The following is a 19,909-nucleotide window of genomic DNA, read 5'->3' on the forward strand; positions in this document are numbered from 1 at the left end:
TGCCACGTTTTTGACGCCTTAAACTATAGTAGAACACTAGCACGGAATTATGACGTAAACTTGTTTTGGGTCATTTTTTAAACAGGCCCTTTCGCGTCCAATGAAGGGACGCTCAAAGCGCCTCATCTGGTCAGGAACAGCACGGTCTATGGACAGTCCAACGCTCAGCGAATTCGACCTCCACCTTTTTGCCGAGGGTCGCCACTGGCACATTTACAACGTGCTCGGTGCCCATGTCTGCAGGAACCGAGGTGTGGAAGGTGTCCGGTTTGCAGTCTGGGCCCCCCACGCCAGCGCCGTCAGTGTTGCCGGTGACTTTAACGAATGGAACGCGGGCATCCATCCCATGTCGTTGCATGAAGGCACGGGGGTTTGGTCCTGCTTTATCCCGGGCATCGGTAATGGCGCTCTCTATAAATTTGCCATCACAACGGACAAAGGCCGGCAGATCCTGAAAACCGATCCCTACGGACAGGCTTTCGAGCTCAGGCCCTCCACCGCTGCTGTGGTCACCGAGCGCGGCCACTTTGGCTGGGGCGATGGCGACTGGCTGGCCCGGCGGGGTCGCTGGAACTGGCAGGATTCGCCCATCTCCATCTACGAGGTTCATGCCGCCTCCTGGCGCCACCATGGTTCGGGTCGGTGGCTGACCTATCGGGAACTGGCGGACCAACTCATTCCCTATGTGCTCGAACTGGGCTTCACCCACATTGAACTGTTGCCGGTCACCGAACACCCACTGGATGAATCCTGGGGATACCAGACCACAGGCTATTACGCGCCCACCAGTCGATTCGGTACGCCGGACGATCTTCGTTATCTGGTGGACCAATGCCACCGGCACAACATCGGCGTGATTCTGGACTGGGTACCGGGACATTTCCCGACTGATGAACATGCCCTTGCCCGCTTTGATGGCAGCGCGCTTTACGAACATGAGGATCCCCGCAAAGGGCGTCATCAGGACTGGGGCACACTCATCTACAACTATGGCCGGCATGAGGTGCGGAACTTCCTGATCGGCAGTGCCTTGTTCTGGCTGGACGCCTTTCACATCGACGGGCTTAGGGTGGATGCGGTGGCGTCCATGCTGTACCTCAACTACTCCCGCAAGGAAGGCGAGTGGGAGCCCAACGTTCATGGCGGCCATGAAAACCTCGAAGCCATTGAGTTCCTGCGGGAATTGAACCAGGTCTGTCAGAGCCGCTTCCCCGGAACGCTGATCTGTGCGGAAGAATCGACCTCCTGGCCACGTGTAACCCGGCCACCGGAAATTGGCGGACTCGGGTTCAACCTGAAATGGAACATGGGCTGGATGCACGACACCCTGGACTATCTGGCGCAGGACCCGGTGTATCGTCAGTATCATCACGACAAGCTGACCTTTGGGCTGCTCTATGCGTTCTCGGAGAATTTCCTGCTGCCGCTTTCCCACGACGAAGTGGTTCATGGCAAAGGTAGCCTGATCAACAAAATGACCGGCGACGAATGGCAACAGAGGGCTACTTTGAGGGTGCTTTTTACCTATATGTTCAGTTACCCGGGCGCCAAACTTCTTTTCATGGGCGGTGAATTCGGGCAGCGGCGGGAGTGGAGTGAATCCCGGGAACTGGACTGGTCTCTACTGGCCTACCCGGAGCATCAGGGTATTAAAAAGCTGGTTCAGGACCTGAACGGTATCTACCGCCGGGAGGTCTCGTTACACGGCGCCTGCTTCAAGCCGGATGGTTTCGAGTGGATCGACTGCCATGACTCTCCCCAGTCAGTGATCAGTTTCCTGCGCACCGCCAAGGGCGAAACCTCGGTGATTGTGGTTAATTTCACACCCATGCCCAGACACCACTATCGGATTGGCCTGCCTGAAGGTGGCAACTGGCGGGAAATCTTTAACTCCGATTCAGAGTATTACGGTGGCAGTAATCTGGGAAATCCCTACCCCATGCCTGCGGATGCCCAGCCCTGGATGAACCGTGAGTGGTCCGTGGAACTAACCCTGCCACCACTGGGCGCGATCATTCTGAGGCCGGCTTTATGATCCGGGTGCTGTTTGCAACCAGTGAGGTTTATCCCTTGATGAAAACCGGCGGTCTTGCCGACGTTTCAGCAAGTTTGCCGGAAGCGCTCTGCCGCCTGGAATACGACGTACAGATACTTCTACCGGGCTATCCCGATGCTTTGAAAGCGGCAAGAAAGGCAGGCTCTCGAAGAAAGGCGCGGTTTCAGCTGGGGCAATACAATGTGAGCCTCTGGCAGACCCGACTTCCCGGCACCGCTGTCACGCTATGGCTAGTGGACTGTCCGCCATTGTTTGATCGCCCCGGCAACCCCTACAAGAACGAGGAAGGCAAAGACTGGTGGGACAATGCCCATCGCTTTGAGCTGTTCGGAAAGGTCGGCGCCATGATCGCCATGGGAGAGGCAGGCCTGTCCTGGAGACCGGATCTGGTGCACTGCAACGACTGGCAAACCGGACTGATACCGGTATTTCTCGAGGCCTACCACGACAGGCCCGGCACTGTGTTTACCATCCATAACCTCGCCTACCAGGGACTCTTCTCCCACGAGACTTTCCGTGCCCTGGGTCTGCCTGATTCGCTCTGGAACCTCGAGCAGCTTGAATTCTACGGGCAGCTTTCGTTCATCAAGGGCGGCCTGGTTTTCAGTGACCGAATCACCACCGTCAGCCCGACCTATGCGCTCGAGATCCAGACCCCGGAATTCGGTAATGGACTTGATGGTTTGCTCCGACACCGCCAGGACGCGCTCACCGGCATTCTCAACGGCATCGATAACCGGGTCTGGAATCCAGAGGAGGACCCTGAACTGTCCTTCCACTATGGCCGGGATCACTTGAAAAACAAGACACAGTGCCAGGCCGGCCTGCAGCAAGAGCTCGGGCTGGAGGTAAACGGCGGTCCACTACTGGGCTTCATCGGGCGACTGGTTGAACAGAAAGGCGTGGACTGGCTGGTTTCGGTGATGCCGCACTTGCTGGAACAGGGTTGCCAGTTTGTCGTTCTTGGCTCCGGTGAAGCCAGTTTCGAGGAGCCCCTGAAACGCCTTGCCCGGCAATGGCCGGGGCAAATGTCTCTCACGTTGGGCTACAACGAGGGGCTCTCCCATCGCATCACGGCCGGATGTGACCTGTTCCTGATGCCATCGAGATTCGAGCCCTGTGGGCTCAACCAGATGTACAGCCTCAGGTACGGCACGATTCCGGTGGTGCACGGTGTTGGCGGGCTGGCAGACACGGTCCAGGACCCTCAGGAGGTTGGCATCGACAAGGCCACCGGATTCGTTTTTACCGGCGCCAATGCCGATTCGTTACTGGCTGCCGTAAACCGCGCGCTACAGGTTTTTGAAAAACGTAAGCAATGGCGGCGATTGCAGGACAACGGCATGGCGATCGACTATTCCTGGAAGCAGCGGGCTCGCACCTATGGCGATCTGTATCAACGTATTCTCAAAGAACGTGACCAACAACAGCTGGATTAGTGCGAGCGCTTGCCCGCCTGGAGGCAACCAACATGCATAAAGCAACGGAATTCCGACTTGAAGCTCATCCCCTGCTTCCCGAACCCCTGGAACGACTGGAAGAGCTTGCCAATGACCTGTTCTACAGCTGGGACCACGGCGTTCGAAGCCTTTTTGTCCGTATTGACCTACCGCTATGGCAGAAAGTCGAGCACAACCCGAAGCTTTTCCTGCGGCGGGTTGCCCAGGATCGACTCGATGAAGCGTCTGAAGACCGGGCGTTTCTGGCCGAGTATCGTCGGGTCCTGAGCAGCTACGATGCCTATCTCGAGGCTGGCCCCGGCCCGGAAGTGACGGAGAAGCTCGATCCGGAACAGGCTCTTGTGGCTTACTTCTGTGCCGAATTCGGCTTCCACGAAAGTTTTCCGATCTATTCCGGCGGCCTGGGCATCCTTGCCGGCGACCATTGCAAGGCCGCCAGTGACCTGGCCCTGCCCTTTGTCGCTGTGGGTCTGTTGTATCGGCAGGGTTACTTTATCCAGAGTATCGACGCCCACGGTCAGCAGATTGCGCGCTACCAGTCCCATTCCAGCGATGAATTACCTATTTCACCGGTGGAGATAGACGGCAAGTGGCTCAAGGTCTCCGTCCCCTTCCCCGGGCGTGATGTTGTGGCGCGTGTGTGGGAAGCCCGCGTAGGCCATATCCGCTTATACCTGCTGGACAGCAATACCGAAGAAAACGGCCCGGAAGACCGGGATCTGACGCTCCAGCTTTACGGCGGCGACGAGTCCACGCGGATCAGCCAGGAAATGCTGCTTGGCATTGGTGGAACCCGGGTTGTGGAGGCGCTGAACCTAAAGCCGACCGTCTGGCATATCAACGAGGGCCATGCCGCATTCCAGATTCTGGAACGCTGCAGGCACACCATGGTTTCCGGGTTGAGTTTCGAGGCCGCGCTTGAAGCCGTTGCCGGCGCAACGCTGTTCACAACGCATACGCCGGTACCGGCTGGCCACGACATCTTCCCCCGCTCCCTCGTTCATCATGCCCTGGGGCGATATATCGAGGAATCTGCCCTGGATTTTGATCAGGTGTTTGCCCTGGGCTCGAAGGACGGTGGGGACAGTTTCAACATGACCAGTCTGGGCCTGCGCGGCTCTCGTTTCCACAACGGGGTGAGCCGGATTCACGGTGGTGTCGCCTCGTTGATGGAGGGCGATATCTGGCCCCAGGTGCCGTCGGCAGAAAACCCTATCGGGTACATTACCAACGGTGTGCACGTACCGACGTTTCTGGCGCCGGAATGGTCCAGCCTGTTCGATATACAGGCGCCCACGTGGAAAAGTGAACTCCGGAACCCGGAATTCTGGAAGTTTATCGACCAGATCCCGGACTATCACTACTGGAGCGTTCACAAGGCCCTGAAACAGCAAATGGGCGAATACATTGTCCAGCGGCTCAAGCGCCAGCATAAACGCAACGGCACCGGCCATTCCGTCACTGACAGGATGACCCGGCAGCTTGTTTCCTCGGAAAAAGACACGCTGGTTATCGGGTTTGCAAGGCGGTTCGCCACCTACAAACGCGCGACGCTGATCTTCTCGGACCTGGAACGCCTCGAAAGCATCCTGACCGATCCGGACCGCCCGGTGGTGCTGGTATTTGCCGGCAAGGCCCATCCCAAGGACAAACCCGGTCAGCAACTGATCAAGGTAATCCACGACCTTTCCATGCACCCTTCGTTGATGGGGCACCTGATTCTCCTGGAGGACTATGACCAGGCCATGGCCCGCAGGCTGCTCAGTGGCGTCGATGTGTGGCTGAACACACCGGAATACCCGAAAGAGGCCAGTGGCACCTCCGGAGAGAAAGCAGCCCTCAATGGCGCTCTTAATCTCAGCGTGCTCGACGGCTGGTGGGGCGAAGGCTATAACGGCAAAAATGGCTGGGGCATCCCTCCCAGGGATACCGAACTGGACCCTGAATTCCGGAATGAGGAAGAGGCCCGGGACCTGATCGATCTGCTCGAATTCGAAGTGGTTCCCCTCTACTACGAGCGCGCCTCCCAGGGCTTTTCGAAAGGCTGGGTCCAGCGATCCAAGGCTTCGATGAAGTCGATCACACCAAGGTTTAACGCCCGGCGTATGGTGATGGATTACGTCAATAACTATTACCAGCCGGCGTCAACCCAGGGTGCTTTGCTGATGGCCGACAACGGCGAGGTTGCCAAAGAACTTGCAGACTGGAAGGCACGGGTCAGGCATGCCTGGCCGGGAGTGCAATTAAACGTGGTTGGCTGCGTCGAAGCTGCCTGCCCCCATGATGGCGGCGTAGAACTCAGAGTCGAGGCAAGGCTCAATGGCCTGTCAGCGGAGGATGTGCGGGTGGAGTGCCTGGTCAGCCCAGAATGCACCGGCACCCATAACAGCCCGGGGCCCGACAGTTTCTTGCTCGATAAGGAAAGCGAAGCGGAGGGGCGAACCGTGTTCTCTACACGCGTGCAACCCCCCTATCCCGGCTTGCAGACTCTCAGGCTCAGGATGTACCCCTATCACGAATCACTGACGCATCCGTTGGAGATGGGCGCCATGCTCTGGGTCTGACCCAGGGCATGGCGGTGCCTCAAAGCAGGTGCCGGCGAATGAATCGGCCAATGTCCTGTATTTCCTCAAGGCACACACTGTGTTCCATGGGGAACGTCTGATACGAAGGGTCGTAGCACATCTCCTTCAGGGTTTCGACACTGCGCACACCCAGTGATTCCGGCACCATCGGATCGAAGGTTCCATGATACACGCTGATCGGCACATCAGCATTGGCCTCAGAGCGCTCAACCGTGTCCGCGGTGGCGAAGTAAGTTGAAAGCGCCAGAACACCGCCAAAACGTTCCGGGTAGCTGAGCCCCAGTTCATAGGCAACGGCGCCTCCCTGGGAGAATCCGGCGATGATAATACGCTCCGGCGGGATGCCTTTGTGTTTTTGCTGCTCGACCAGTTTGGCGACCGCATCGGCAGACGCCCGCAACTGTTCCGTATCCACCACACGGTCGATATCCATGGCCTTGATGTCGTACCAGGCGGGCATGGACATGCCACCGTTGATGGTGACAGGCAGATTGGGCGCATGGGGAAAGATGAAGCGTACCGCTGTATCTTCCGGCAGGCCCAGTTCCGGCACTACGGGCTCGAAGTCGTGGCCGCTCGCACCAAGGCCATGAAGCCAGATGACGGCTGCGGTCGGGTTTTCCCCGGTTTCAATCTCAATGTACTGAAGATCCTGCACGGTTTACCTCATGTCTGAAAATTATGTGCCGGTTTATTCGGAATGGCCGGATTTCTCGGCATTGGCTTCGAGCGCGGTAACCACTGGGTTGGCATACATATCCAGCAGATAAGGCCGGATGGCCGGATCGCAGGCTTCCAGTCTCCGCTCCATCTCGGCTTCAGCAGCTTCCATTTCCGCCGGTGACCAGGTTTCGGCAGTAACCACTGAATCGCTGACGGTATCCGGCGTATCGTGGGCCTGGGGATGAAGACCACGCTGCTGATAAGCCACCAGGTTGGAGGCATGCAGGTGATAGTTTGCATGCATCTCCCGATCTATACGGGCGGCCAGATCTTTCGGGTTATCCGGTGAATCATGGATGGGCGCACCAAAGTGCACATGCACGTGCCCTTTGAAACCGGTCAGTCCCTTCATGATCTGTTCGGTATCTTCACCCTCTCGCTTGATGTACTGGCCGGTCCGGGCCCGGGTTTCCAGCTCCTGGGCTTTGTCGGCATCGCACGGATCGTACTCGTAGGCAATGGAAACTGGCACCACATGCAGCCGATTCATGGCTTCGTCAAAACCGAGCCCGCTTTTCTTACGGCTCATATAGAACATCTTGATGATGGCGGGATCGGTAAAGTCCAGCCCGTCCTTCGCCCGGCCCTCGCGTTGGGCAATCCATATGCTGTGATTGGTATCGATGCTGTGGTTGATAAAGCCGGAGAGTGTGATGTAGGCATCACGCATCTCGCGGGGGCTTGTCATGCTGCGTCGCACTACAAAGCTCTTGTTCAGTCGCATCATTTCAGCGAACACCCGGTTGGCAAGCAGGTTGTCGCCAATGGCAATTCGGGTGGTATGGAAACCATTCTGGAACAGCTGGTAGTTCACCACCATGGGGTCGAAAACAATGTCCCGATGGTTTGAAATAAACAGATAGGCGCCGCGCTTGTCGAGGTTCTCCAGCCCGCTGGTCGTTACTCGCGTGGTTGTGCTCTCAACCAGCTCACCCACGTAGCTGGAAAGCCCGGCCTGGAGATCATCGACTCGTGTGTAGTGACCAAAATGGCTGTTTAACCAGCGACGGGTAAACACACGCAACATGGCCGGCGCCCAGCGGGCGAGAGTCGGTGACTTGAAGCGACCGACCATATCCAGAAATTCCTGATCGTTGACCAGGCGGTTGATAGCAGCGCCGGTTTCTTCGTCCGAATAGGGACGGATGGCATCAAATTCCTGCATGGAAGCCCTGTTGTTATCAGTGTCTGTCACAGTATGGCGTGAAACGGTGGTTAAAAAACGCGGTATTGTAGCGTTTCTTAGATTAGTTTGCCTCCACCCGGCACGCTGGTTTGCTGGCCAATCCTCAGGGTTAATCTGGTATCATTCGCCACTGCGCCGAACCCGGCACTCCACCCGAATCAATACAGCGGCTCCAAGCCGAGCAACCGGTTATTCTATGTATCTTGATCAGGATTTCGAACAGCTTTCCACCGAGCGCCCAACCACCTCGGGCCGTGATCCGGAACAGGTGCTGCACGAAGTCTTTGGTTATGAATCCTTCCGTCCGCTTCAGGGTGACATCATCCGGGAAGTATCGGAAGGCCGCGATGCACTTGTGCTCATGCCGACGGGCGGCGGTAAATCTCTTTGCTACCAGGTGCCGGCGCTGGTTCGCTCGGGCACTGCGATCGTAATTTCACCTCTGATTGCCCTGATGCAGGACCAGGTTGCGGCATTGAAAGAGCTAGGGGTCCGGGCTGCGTTCCTGAATTCAACCATGGATTTCGAGCAGGCCCGGGCGACTGAATACGCGCTCATGACCGGTGAGCTTGACCTTCTGTACTGCGCCCCTGAAAGACTGATACAGCCGCGCACCATCGAATTGCTGCATGACGCCTCCATCTCGCTGTTCGCTATCGACGAGGCCCATTGTGTGTCCCAATGGGGTCACGATTTCCGATCCGATTACCTTCAGCTCAGCATGCTGGCAGAACAGTTTCCAGGCGTACCCCGCATCGCGTTGACCGCAACCGCGGATGAGCGAACCCGAAAGGAAATTGCGGAACGACTGTCACTGACAGAGGCAAGACACTTCGTCAGTGGCTTCGATCGCCCCAACATTCAGTACCGTATAGCGCCAAAAATAAACGCGAACAAACAGTTACTGGATTTTATTAAAGCCGAACATGAGGGCGATTGCGGCATCGTCTACTGCCTGTCCCGGAACAAAGTCGACGCCACCGCGAAAACCCTGGCCCAGAAAGGCTATACCGCTCTGCCCTATCATGCAGGCCTGTCCTCGGAACAGCGTGCCCATCACCAAGAGCGGTTCCTGCGTGAAGACGGGGTGATTATTGTTGCCACCATCGCCTTCGGCATGGGTATCGATAAGCCGGACGTGCGCTTTGTCGCCCATCTGGATCTGCCGAAGAGCCTTGAAGCCTACTATCAGGAAACCGGTCGGGCCGGGCGTGACGGCAAGCCGTCTACGGCCTGGATGGTTTATGGCCTGCAGGATGTCATCAAACTGCGCCAGATGCTGGAAAGCTCACAGGGTAACGATCATTTCAAGCGCGTGGAACGGCAGAAGCTGGATGCGATGCTGGGTCTTTGTGAGGTCACCAGTTGCCGGCGTCAGGTGCTGCTGCGTTATTTCGGGGACGAGCTTGAGCAACCCTGCGGTAATTGCGACACCTGCCTGAATCCACCGGACACCTGGGATGGAACTGTCGCCGTCCAGAAAGCCCTTTCCTGCGTTTTCCGAACGGGTCAGCGTTTCGGCGTTACCTATCTGATTGATGTTCTGCGAGGCTCGGAAAACGAGCGGATTCTCCAATCCGGGCACCATCAGGTGTCAACCTACGGCATTGGAACCGAACTGAGTGCCAACGAGTGGAAATCGGTCTACCGGCAACTGGTGGCCAATGGTTACCTCCGTGCAGATCCGGAGGGCTATGGTGCGCTCCAGTTGACCGAGCAGTGTCGACCACTGCTGAAAGGGCGTCATACCATTGAGCTGCGCAAGGACCCGGAAATCAAGAAGACAACCGGCCGGGCAAACGGCGGCCGGTCGGGTTCGCCGGTCTCAGAACAGATTACCGACAAGGCCGGCTGGGAGGCGCTTCGAGCCTGCCGCAAGGAGCTGGCTGACAAACAGGGCGTGCCGCCCTACGTCATTTTCCATGACACTACCCTGTTTGGAATGCTGGAACGCAAACCGCGCACCCTGGATGAGCTGGCGGAAGTCAGCGGCGTGGGCGCCGCCAAGCTAGAGAAATACGGCGAGATTTTCCTGCAAACCATCGCTGGCCTCGAACAGGCCTGAATTGTTCAGGCCTCTGCTTTAAACCCTTTCTTCCGGACGCGGTAATGGGCGATGGAGGTCGCTACATGGTTGCCCTCTTCGTCCACCAGTTTTCCTTCCAGGGAGAATTTCGCCCGCCCGGTCTCGTCAGCGTCAGCAAGAATGGCTGCCACGGTTTCGGGATCCAGGGTGAATTCTACAGTGACATCGCTGTTGGCTGGCTGGAGAAACTGCAACGTCATTTCCTTGAGAATCGGCGTGTACGAAGGCCCCAGATCAAATAGGGTCAGCACGCCACCGGGAATTTCGGCTACCAGAAAGTACGCGCCCGCATAAAGGCTGCCGAAGTGGTTTTTGTTGCCTTTCAAGCGGATTTTCGCTCTTACATATCCTGGCCTGACCTCCTCAACGCTGAAGTTGTTCCGTGGTGCAAAAGGAATCGACAGTCCGATGATCTTGTTCACCGCTGCATACCCGCCCGTTTTCTTCAGCCAGGCCAGAGGGCTAGCCAGTGTAGCCTTGGGGTCGGTACTTGCCACCCATTGACCGGTCGCTCCGATGAGATTATCGATAATTGCCATTGCCAAGCTCCGAAATTGATTGGGAACTGATGATTACAACGGACTTCAGTGCTCGCAAGAAGGTTTTACAATTTTTTTGGATGTTGTCCGATTTATTTTTGAGTTTCTGTTCTAAAGTGAGGATGCGTGCCTGAATCATGACCGCTTGTTAGCCGGTTTTTCCAGTAGTAAGAAAGGATCTCTGATTTGGAATATTCTCTGCCCGCTTCCCTGGTCTTCCACCGGTTCCGAAAACTGGTTCTTTGCCTGATGCCATTGGCTTTCTGCCTTGCGGCAGGACCACTCTCAGCCACAACGTCATCGACCACTGCGTCGCAGGCAGCCGTGCGCGGTTACGTACTCTGGTACCGGAATTACGACAGCCCTGCCATCCGGGCCCTGGTGGAGCTTGCTCTGAAGAAGACGCCAGAGTACGGGGAATTTCAGATCATCAGAAGTGAAGAGCTGAGCCAGGGCCGCGTACTGAGGGAACTGACAGACGGCCAATCACGATTAGTTGACATCGCCAATGTCGCTACCTCCGCAGAACGGGAGAAGTCCCTGACCGCCATACCGTTTCCGGTCGATGGCGGGTTGCTCGGTTTTCGGGTTTGCGTGGTCATGCCGGAATCCCTGCCACGGTTTGCGGGAATCAAGACTCTGGATGACTTGAGAGACAGTCAGATTCGGATTGGCCAGGGCGCCCACTGGCCAGACACACCGGTGCTTGAAGCCAACGGTATTCCGGTGGTCACTCACTCCCGATACGAAATACTGTTCGGAATGTTGCGTAATGAACGCTTCGAGTGTTTTGCCAGGGGCGTAAGCGAAGTGCTTTACGACCTGGAATTGGAGCAGGATCCCAATCTCCTAATTGAGCCTGATCTGTTGATCGCCTACCCGATGCCGTCCTATCTCTTTGTCGGTCCCGAAGACCAGGAAACCGCCCATCGCCTTCAGCTGGGAATTGAGCGCGCCATCCACGATGGCAGCTTCAATGATTTCCTCAGGCACTACTACGCCCGCGCTGTGAAAGAGCTTGATCTCGACGAGCGTACGGTCATTACTCTCGAAAACCCGTACCTGAGCGAAGAATCCCGTTACGTTGGGCGCAAAACCTTCGAGAACCTGCGCCGTCGGCTGGAAGTCCTAAGCCGCTAACAGTCGCTCTTCGCTTACACCCGGAACCTCGACACGTTCTGGTTCAGTGCGGTGCCGATGCGCTCAATTTGCCCGCTGTAAACATCGTTTTCGGAGGCCGCGGCGGCCGCTTCCTGGCCCTGATCTGCAATCCGGGTAATCGACGAATTCAACTCCTCGGTAACCGACGTCTGTTCCTCGGATGCTGTGGCAATCTGCGACGTCATCTGGCTGATGGACGTGATTGCCTCGGCAATCCGGTTGAGGGCATCCATAGCGTCCTGCGCTTTTTCCATGCTGACATTGGATACTGCAGTTGAGGCATTCATGACATCGACCGCATCATTGGCGCCTTTCTGCAGACGCTCAATCATGTCGTTGATTTCCTCGGTGCTGGACTGGGTGCGCTGGGCAAGGTTACGTACCTCGTCTGCCACAACTGCGAAGCCTCGCCCTGCTTCACCCGCCCGAGCCGCTTCAATGGCGGCATTCAATGCCAGCAGGTTGGTTTGCTCTGCAATACCCTGAATCACTTCAAGCACCGTTGTGATTGACGTAACGTCCTTGCCAAGGGTGTGGATGACCTCTGCGGCCGCATTAATCTCCTTCGAGAGCTTCTGTACGGCGTCCCGGGAGGCAGCGACGGTCTCCAGCGAAGCCCGGCTATCCGCATCCGCGGTGTTGGCGGCATCTGCGGTTTGCTGTGCGTTCTGGGCGATCTCGCCCGCAGCGGCCGACATCTCGTTGATCGCCGTCGCCACCATGTCGATCTCGGCCTGCTGGCTCTCCACGCTCGAACGACTGGTACTGGCGGTATCTCTCAGCGAGCTGACATTTTCCCCGAGTTCGGCGCTACCCTTCTGGACATCCCGAACAACCGTCTGGATATTCTCGACAAACTGGTTAAAGCTGCGGGCCAACTCACCGAATTCATCTTTTGCACAATCGTCCAGGCGCTGGGTCAGGTCGGCATCACCACTGCCAATGTCCGCCATGGCCTTGTTCAGGCGGCGAACCGGCGCCATCAGAACCTTGATGCCCAGATGCAGAATCACCAGAGAAACGATCAGGCCGATCACGGCCATGATCAATCCAGTCATTCTGGCGCTCTGGACCGGTGCGTTAATTTTGTCCGCGTTTACAAAGGTCCCCAGATACCATTGCACGCCGCGCGCTTCACTGATCGGATGAAAACTGGCCTCCCAGTTGCCATCATCATTACTGTATTCGTGAGCGTCCCCGCCAAGATCCGGCTTGCCGCCAATGAGCTCACTGATGTTCTTGCCGACAAGGCTTTGCCGTGGGTGGAACAGTATGGTGCCACGCTCATTGATCAAAGCGGCGTAACCGGTGTCCGCGAGCGTGACTGTGCTCAGGGTTTTTGCTATCGCGCCCAGGCCGATATCAGCACCTGCCACGCCCTCGTATTCACCACGCTTCACGGGCGCAAGTGTGGAGATGATCATGTCGTTGGTGCTGGCATCCTGATACGGCTCGGTGAACGAGGCGCTTCCGAGACTCATGGCCTTCTTGTACCAGGGGCGCTGGCGGGGATCGTAATCCGCTGGCAGCGTGGCATTCGCCTCCGGCGATTTCATCAGCATGTAGCCGTCGGTACGCCCCACATAGACATCCCGGAACCCGCCGCCGGTGGTAATAGCCTGAAGAATAACCCGCGCCTCTTCGTCGTTCTCGGCATTCTCCAGGGCTTTGGCCGTGGCTTCAGTCATCACCAGCCGGGTATTGAGCCACTCTGCGATGCTCGACGTGCTCTGCTGCACGGTGTCGTCGATAAGCGCGTTTACATAGGTTTCTGTGGTGTTTTGTAGCCGTAAATCGCCAGAGAGCGTAAAAGCCCCCATAACTAACAGCAACAGAATACCGAAAGCGGTCAGGAGCTTTTGCCCGAATGTCAGCTGCACGGTCGAGTCCTCAGCAATAAAATTGATATTCGTTAATGTGTGTTTCGGCCCATGGTGCGAAGTCTTTAGCGGCTTCTGTTAAACTTTCTAATTATTGACGCAGACGCTGAGATTGTCCTCATTCCATAACGAACGGGAGCCGAACTGAATGGCCCATGAAGAACTGCACCTCAACCTCCGAAACCTGAGGCTTGATGACTACGATCAGCTTCAGAAGCTTATGGATCGGGTATACGACGACATCGGAGGCTCCTGGCCGAAGGACACCATCAAGGCATTGGTGGAGCAGTTCCCCGACGGCCAGATCTGCATTGAGGAAAGTGGCCAGCTTATTGCGGTTGCGCTGACGGTTTGCGTTAAGTACGAGCGTTTCAGCAACCCGCATACCTACGACGATCTGATCCTCCGTAACGAAAAGATCTGGCACAACGCCAATGGCGACTCCCTCTATGGGCTGGATGTCTTTATCCACCCAGACTATCGGGGCTACCGCCTGGGTCGTCGACTCTACGAAGCGCGAAAAGAACTCTGCCGCTCCATGAACCTGCGTGCCATCCTGGCGGGCGGGCGGATACCGAGCTACTTCAAATACGCCGAACAGTATTCACCCGAAGAGTACATTCAACGGGTCGATCGGAAGGAAATCTACGATCCGATTCTGAGTTTCCAGCTCTCGAACGATTTCCAGGTTACGCGGTTGATGCACAAATACCTGCCCGAGGATGAGAAATCCCAGGGCTACGCGACGTTGCTGGAATGGCGGAACATTCTCTATACCCCACCTTCCCCGGTTCTGAGCGTCAAGAAAACTCAGATAAGGCTGGGCGCCGTGCAGTGGCAGATGCGTGAATTCACCTCGGTTGAAGAGGTGCTCGAGCAGGTTGAGTATTTTGTGGACGCCTTGTCTGATTACAAAAGTGACTTCGCCATCTTCCCCGAGTTTTTCAACGCGCCGCTGATGGGACTGACCGATCAGATGGACCAGACCCGGGCCATCCGTTTCCTCGCCGGATTTACCCAGCAGTTCCGGGAAGAGATGTCTGAAATGGCGGTGAGCTACAACATCAACATTATCACCGGTTCCATGCCGCTGATCGAAAACGATCGGGTGTATAACGTGTCCTATCTCTGCCACCGGGACGGTCGTGTTGATGAGCAACGCAAGATTCACATCACGCCCCACGAACGCCGCGACTGGGTGATCGAGGGCGGCAACCAGTTTGAGGTCTTCGAGACCGATGCCGGCCGGGTCGCCATCATGATCTGCTATGACATCGAATTCCCTGAACTGGGCCGTATTGCTGCCAGCCAGGAGGTTGATATCATAATGGTGCCGTTCTGGACCGACACCAAAAACGGCTACCTCAGGGTTCGCCAGTGCGCCCAGGCCCGCGCAATCGAAAACGAATGCTATGTGGTCGTCACTGGTAGCGTTGGCAACCTGCCGAAAGTCGAGAACCTGGACGTCCAGTACGCTCAGTCTGCCGTATTCTCACCTTCGGATTTTGCCTTCCCGCACGATGCAGTTATGGCGGAAACCACGCCGAATACGGAGATGATCATGTTCTCCGATATGGACCTGGAAAAGCTGAAACTGGTGCGTAACGAGGGGTCTGTCACTAACCTGAAAGATCGTCGCGTTGATATGTATGAATTGAAGACCAAGTAAACTGGCCCGATCAGCCAGGTGAAATTGTTAAATAACTGCGTTAGCGGTCGATCGTATGGCACTGATGGCGTTGCAAAACTAGAATTCAGTGTCTATTGTTTAACCAATATCCAGCCTATCTCCCAATGAGACAGGTTGCTGTGGATACGGAAATCACCAGAGAACCCGATTCATGAACGAAGCATTGCCGGACCTTGTCGCGCGATTCCGAGTCAGACAGGGCCTTTTTCGGAAGGAACTTGTCGAAGCCGCCCTTTATGAGCTGGACGGCTACGGTTGTGTTATGAAAACCGACAAAGTGTTCAACCCCGGTGATACCGTGGTGCTGGATCTCGTGATGGACATGCCGTTCGACAAGATCCGCGCAGAAGGACTCGCCGGGCTGGTGACCGAACGCAGAAAACACTGCAGTAATTTCTTCTATTCAATCGATTTTGTAGAGCTCGACTCCAACGGCAGCTCGTCGCTGGCGGAAAAGCTCCGCAGAATCCGGGAAGTGCTATCCAAGAAACAGTCGCTCAAATCACGTCGTTCCCCAGGCTCCATGTCCGGTTTCCGGCAGATGGCCTGATATTGATTTTCGTTGAAACCTGCCCGTAAGGAGACATTCCATGGCGAAGAAAGCCAAACAGAACGTTGATAAAATCGTGAAAAAGGTCAACAAGGAGTTCGAAAAGACTTCTTCCCAGATCGAAGGCCTGGTGAACGATGCGCTGAAGCAGTTCGACAGCCTGCAGAACCAGGTTCAGGAGCCTGTTCGCAAGCTGCTCAAGGAAATCGACGAGCTTCGCGACCGCGAGATGAAGCGTTTCCACGAAGAGTTTGAGCGTCGCCTGGAAGAGTTCCATGAACTGCAGAGCAGCATTCTTGAGCGGCTTGGCGTGGCTTCCAAGGAAGCGGGTGAAGAGGTCAAGAAGCTCACAGATGAAGTGAGTAAAGAGGCCAGCACGGCAGCCAAGAAATCAGCGCCGAAGAAAACCGCCAAAACAGCTTCCAAAGCCAAAGGCTCAACCAGCAAGCCTGCGGCGAAAAAGCCGGCTGCTAAGAAGCCTGCAGCCAAGAAAGCACCAGCGGCCAAGGCTGCAAAGCCGGTCGACAAGAGTGACCTGACGCTGGTTAAAGGTATCGGTCCGGCCACCGCCAAGAAGATGAAGGACGCTGGCATTACCTCCATCGACCAGATCGCCAATCCGTCTGCCGAAGACCAGGAAAAGCTGAAGGCCTTCTCAAACGTCAAGGGATACAGCCAATTCAGCGCTGAAGCCAAGAAAATCGGCTGATGCGAACGCCTGACCAGCCTGTTTTACGGGACATTGTCCTGATTGGCGGCGGGCACAGCCACGTCGGGGTACTCAAGCGGTTCGCGATGAACCCTGTTCCCGGCGTGCGCCTGACCCTGATCTGCCGCGACACCCACACCCCCTATTCCGGCATGCTGCCGGGCTACGTGGCAGGCCACTATAGCTACGACGATGTCCACATCGATCTGAGCCGCCTGGCGGAATACGCTGGCGCGCGCTTTTACCGGGCCGAAGCCATGGGCATCGACCGGGATCAGAAGCGGGTTATCTGCCGCGGTCGCCCGGATGTGCCCTACGACATACTGTCAATCAATATTGGCTCGTCTCCGCGGGTCAATGAAGTGGAAGGCGCTTCCGACCACGCCGTTCCGGTGAAGCCGATCACCGGCTTCAACAACCGCTGGCTTGCACTGCTTTCCCGTATCGAGAATCACGACGGGCCGCTGGCGGTTGCCGTGGTTGGCGCTGGTGCCGGTGGCGTTGAGCTGACCCTCGCCATGCAGTTTCGACTGAAGAATGAACTGAAACAGCGTGGTAAAGATCCCGGTCAGCTGCATTTCCACCTCTTCGACGCCGCCGACCAAATTCTACCGACCCACAACCCCAAGGTGCGTGAGGTTTTCCGAAAAACCTTGTCGAATCGTGGTGTGAAGGTCCATCTGGGATCGCCAGTCAGCAAGGTTCAGGAAGGGTTATTGATTACCGAATCCGGCGAAACCCTGCAAACGGACGAAGTGCTCTGGGTAACCCGGGCTGGTGGCCCGGAATGGCTCAAGGACACAGGCCTGGCGCTGGACGATGGTCTGTTCCTGAGAGTACGCGATACCCTGCAAGTGGAGAATGACGACAGCATTTTTGCTGCTGGCGATATTGCCAACGTCTTGAATCACCCCCGAGAAAAAGCGGGGGTATTTGCGGTAAGACAGGGACCTCCCCTCGCCGACAACCTCAAGCGGCTTGCAACCGGCAAGGATCCGAAGGATTTTCATCCTCAGAAAAAGTGGTTAGCGCTAATCAGCACCGGGGACAAGTACGCTGTGGCTTCCCGGGGAGATTTGCAGTTCGACGGCGCCTGGGTCTGGCGCTGGAAAGACTGGATCGATCGCCGCTTCATGAAGAAGTTCAACGATCTGCCTCCAATGGAGGAAGAATCCAAACTGCCGGATACGGCTGCCGCACAGAATGCCGAGGAAGCCTCCCAGGCCATTTCGGCGGTTGCCATGCGTTGTGGTGGTTGTGGCGCCAAGGTGGGCAGCACCGTTCTTTCGCGTGCCCTGGGAGAGCTGAAACCCATCGAGCGGGACGATATCCTGATCGGCCTTCACGCCCCGGACGACGCCGCCGTTTTGACGGTGCCGCCCGGCAAAGCCGTGGTTCACACCGTGGATTTCTTCCGTGCGTTCATTGACGACCCCTACATCTTTGGCAAGGTGGCGGCCAATCATAGCCTCGGTGACGTCTTTGCCATGGGCGCCGAAGCCCAGAGTGCCACGGCCGTTGCCACGGTGCCTTACGGCATCGAGTCCAAGGTTGAGGATGTCGTCTATCAGATGATGTCTGGTGCTGTTGAAGTGCTGAACGAGGCAGGATGCGCGCTGGTTGGCGGGCACACCGGCGAGGGCAAGGAACTGGCCCTGGGCTTTGCAGTCAACGGCCTGATCGACCCGGAAGAAGTCATGAGCAAAGGTGGCCTGAAAGCGGGCGATGCCCTGATTCTCACCAAGCCCATCGGTACAGGCACCCTGTTTGCCGCTCACGCAAAGCTGGCGGCCAAAGGTCGGTGGATCGATTCCGCCCTCGCCTCCATGGTCCAGTCCAATAAGGCGGCAGCAGACTGCCTCAGGAAATTTGGATCAAAAGCCTGTACAGACGTTACCGGCTTCGGTCTCCTCGGGCATCTCGTTGAAATGACCAAGCCCTCGGGTGTGGATGCCGAACTGGACCTTTCTGCCATCCCGATCCTTCCGGGCGCGGAGGAAACAGCGGCAGCAGGGATCCTCAGTTCCCTGCAACCAGCAAACATCCGCTTGCGCCGGGGTATCCGGGATCAGGAAAAATGGGTAAATCATGCCCGATATCCCCTGATTTTTGACCCTCAAACGGCGGGTGGTCTGCTGGCAAGCGTTGCGGCGGACAAGGCAGAGGAGTGTGTACGGGAACTGAAAGCCCTGGGCTATCCGCACACAGCCATCATCGGCCGAATTACCGCCCAGGATGAATCGGGGCCCATCGAGCCTATTTCCCTGCGGGATTAACGTCCCTGTGAGCAGCGCTGCATTGCAAGGTGTAGCGCCTGCTCCAGGGATGCCTGTTCTTTTTCGGGCAGGAAACGCTCGGCCAGATTACCAACCTGGGCTTTGAGGCTTTCGAGAAACCCAGGTTCGGTCTCTGCGTGTTGCAGCAGACCGGCCAGCGCCTGTTCGTCGCCAACGGGAAAATATCCGGCATAGTCACGCCCCAGCAAACCAACATTGCCCGGAATGTCGGATGCCAACACCGGCAAGCCAGCCCGGCAGGCTTCGGAGACCACGTTTGCGCCACCCTCCATTACCGAGCTGATCACCATTAACTGGCTGTTCGCCATCAACTGCCGGGTGCGGGTTTTATCCAGCTCGCCGAGCCAGTGGAAGCGTGGATTTTCAGCCATTTCCCGCTCTGCTTTGTTGTGCCATGCGTCGTTGTGGGCCCTGCCGGCACAAAAAACCTGTACCTTCGAGTCCTTCGGAAGCAATCGTGCGGCATAAGCCGCCCTCAGAGAATCCTTTTCGTCCCGAAGATGACCAATCACACAAGCGCCAAAACTCTCTTTCGTGAGATCCGCTTGCGGCGCCGGAAAGGCCTCCGGCCCCTCAGCCGATTGGTATAGCGTGACCAATTTGCTGGCAAGGCCGGCGGGTATGTCGTGCGCTACCAAGTCGTGCAGACCAATAAGCGCATCGGCAGCGCCCATAGAATACCGGGTATCTTCCGGGTATTCGTGCTGGTGCTGATAGATATCCGTGCCGGTGAGAGCCACGATGAGCGGCTTTTCAGGCCAGGTTTCGCCGAAATGTCGTATGGCATCGACACTACGCCAGGCATGCAGGGCTATAAACGCATCGCAGGGTTCACCGTGGTATTCAGTAACCACGTCGACCGAGTGCCCGGCACTTTCCAGCAAGGTCTCCCACCGTTCCGCCGTTGCCCGGTTTCCTGCTTTCGAACCCGGCTGCGCCGGCGTGATCATTATCAGATGCATTGTCTTTGATTGAACCCAGCTTACT

General features: G+C 56.7%; 14 protein-coding genes. 9 read left to right on the top strand and 5 right to left on the bottom strand.

What is annotated here, in order from left to right; translation table 11 throughout:
• Positions 1–148 precede the first annotated feature (148 nt).
• Genes glgB through glgP form a run of 3 tightly spaced genes read left to right on the top strand, consistent with a single transcriptional unit; the run spans position 149 to position 6,080 of the window.
• Complete coding sequence (glgB, locus tag AC5JQH_RS21115) at positions 149–2,035, top strand: 1,4-alpha-glucan branching protein GlgB (RefSeq protein WP_483240984.1); 1,887 nt, start codon at positions 149–151, stop codon at positions 2,033–2,035.
• The gene (glgA, locus tag AC5JQH_RS21120) at positions 2,032–3,495 is read left to right on the top strand and encodes a glycogen synthase GlgA (protein WP_493805953.1); all 1,464 of its coding nucleotides are present in this window, start codon (positions 2,032–2,034) and stop codon (positions 3,493–3,495) included. The genes glgB and glgA overlap by 4 nt, the downstream gene beginning before the upstream one ends.
• A gap of 32 nt (positions 3,496–3,527) precedes the next feature.
• A complete protein-coding gene (glgP, locus tag AC5JQH_RS21125; protein WP_421863536.1) occupies positions 3,528–6,080 on the top strand; it encodes an alpha-glucan family phosphorylase in 2,553 nt (850 codons plus the stop codon).
• Between the two features lie 19 nt (positions 6,081–6,099).
• On the opposite strand, the gene AC5JQH_RS21130 is transcribed toward glgP, so the two are convergent.
• Both AC5JQH_RS21130 and AC5JQH_RS21135 read right to left on the bottom strand, forming a co-directional pair.
• On the bottom strand, positions 6,100–6,759 hold the full coding sequence (locus AC5JQH_RS21130) for an alpha/beta hydrolase (protein ID WP_288365673.1): 660 nt from the start codon (positions 6,757–6,759) through the stop codon (positions 6,100–6,102).
• A 33-nt stretch (positions 6,760–6,792) separates the two neighbouring features.
• Positions 6,793–7,989, bottom strand: coding sequence for a lysophospholipid acyltransferase family protein (locus tag AC5JQH_RS21135; protein WP_008169692.1), 1,197 nt, complete (start codon positions 7,987–7,989; stop codon positions 6,793–6,795).
• A 217-nt stretch (positions 7,990–8,206) separates the two neighbouring features.
• Here AC5JQH_RS21135 and recQ point away from each other — a divergent pair, with 217 nt between their 5' ends.
• Positions 8,207–10,075, top strand: a complete 1,869-nt coding sequence (recQ, locus tag AC5JQH_RS21140; protein WP_273093414.1) for a DNA helicase RecQ — start codon at positions 8,207–8,209, stop codon at positions 10,073–10,075.
• A gap of 5 nt (positions 10,076–10,080) precedes the next feature.
• On the opposite strand, the gene AC5JQH_RS21145 is transcribed toward recQ, so the two are convergent.
• Complete coding sequence (locus AC5JQH_RS21145; protein WP_041645218.1) at positions 10,081–10,635, bottom strand: YiiD C-terminal domain-containing protein; 555 nt, start codon at positions 10,633–10,635, stop codon at positions 10,081–10,083.
• A gap of 186 nt (positions 10,636–10,821) precedes the next feature.
• On the opposite strand from AC5JQH_RS21145, the gene AC5JQH_RS21150 reads away from it, so the two are divergent.
• The gene (locus AC5JQH_RS21150) at positions 10,822–11,775 is read left to right on the top strand and encodes a hypothetical protein (RefSeq protein ID WP_008171572.1); all 954 of its coding nucleotides are present in this window, start codon (positions 10,822–10,824) and stop codon (positions 11,773–11,775) included.
• A 14-nt stretch (positions 11,776–11,789) separates the two neighbouring features.
• Here AC5JQH_RS21150 and AC5JQH_RS21155 read toward each other — a convergent pair whose 3' ends face one another.
• The gene (locus AC5JQH_RS21155) at positions 11,790–13,676 is read right to left on the bottom strand and encodes a methyl-accepting chemotaxis protein (protein WP_493805954.1); all 1,887 of its coding nucleotides are present in this window, start codon (positions 13,674–13,676) and stop codon (positions 11,790–11,792) included.
• Positions 13,677–13,824: 148 nt separating this feature from the next.
• On the opposite strand from AC5JQH_RS21155, the gene AC5JQH_RS21160 reads away from it, so the two are divergent.
• From AC5JQH_RS21160 to selD, 4 genes are all read left to right on the top strand, one after another.
• Complete coding sequence (locus AC5JQH_RS21160; protein ID WP_008171577.1) at positions 13,825–15,345, top strand: carbon-nitrogen hydrolase family protein; 1,521 nt, start codon at positions 13,825–13,827, stop codon at positions 15,343–15,345.
• A 172-nt stretch (positions 15,346–15,517) separates the two neighbouring features.
• Positions 15,518–15,916, top strand: coding sequence for a hypothetical protein (locus AC5JQH_RS21165; protein WP_008171578.1), 399 nt, complete (start codon positions 15,518–15,520; stop codon positions 15,914–15,916).
• A gap of 40 nt (positions 15,917–15,956) precedes the next feature.
• Positions 15,957–16,625 carry a helix-hairpin-helix domain-containing protein gene (locus AC5JQH_RS21170; RefSeq protein WP_088557278.1) on the top strand — a complete coding sequence of 223 codons (669 nt, stop codon included), beginning with the start codon at positions 15,957–15,959 and terminating at the stop codon, positions 16,623–16,625.
• On the top strand, positions 16,625–18,901 hold the full coding sequence (gene selD, locus AC5JQH_RS21175; RefSeq protein ID WP_273083832.1) for a selenide, water dikinase SelD: 2,277 nt from the start codon (positions 16,625–16,627) through the stop codon (positions 18,899–18,901). Before AC5JQH_RS21170 ends, selD begins: the two co-directional genes overlap by 1 nt.
• Here the strand turns inward: selD and senB are convergent.
• A complete protein-coding gene (senB, locus tag AC5JQH_RS21180) occupies positions 18,898–19,872 on the bottom strand; it encodes a selenoneine biosynthesis selenosugar synthase SenB (protein ID WP_264622560.1) in 975 nt (324 codons plus the stop codon). The two genes, selD and senB, sit on opposite strands and share 4 nt — an antisense overlap.
• Between the last annotated feature and the right edge of the window lie 37 nt (positions 19,873–19,909).

It is taken from the genome of Marinobacter sp. H13, from assembly GCF_059072335.1.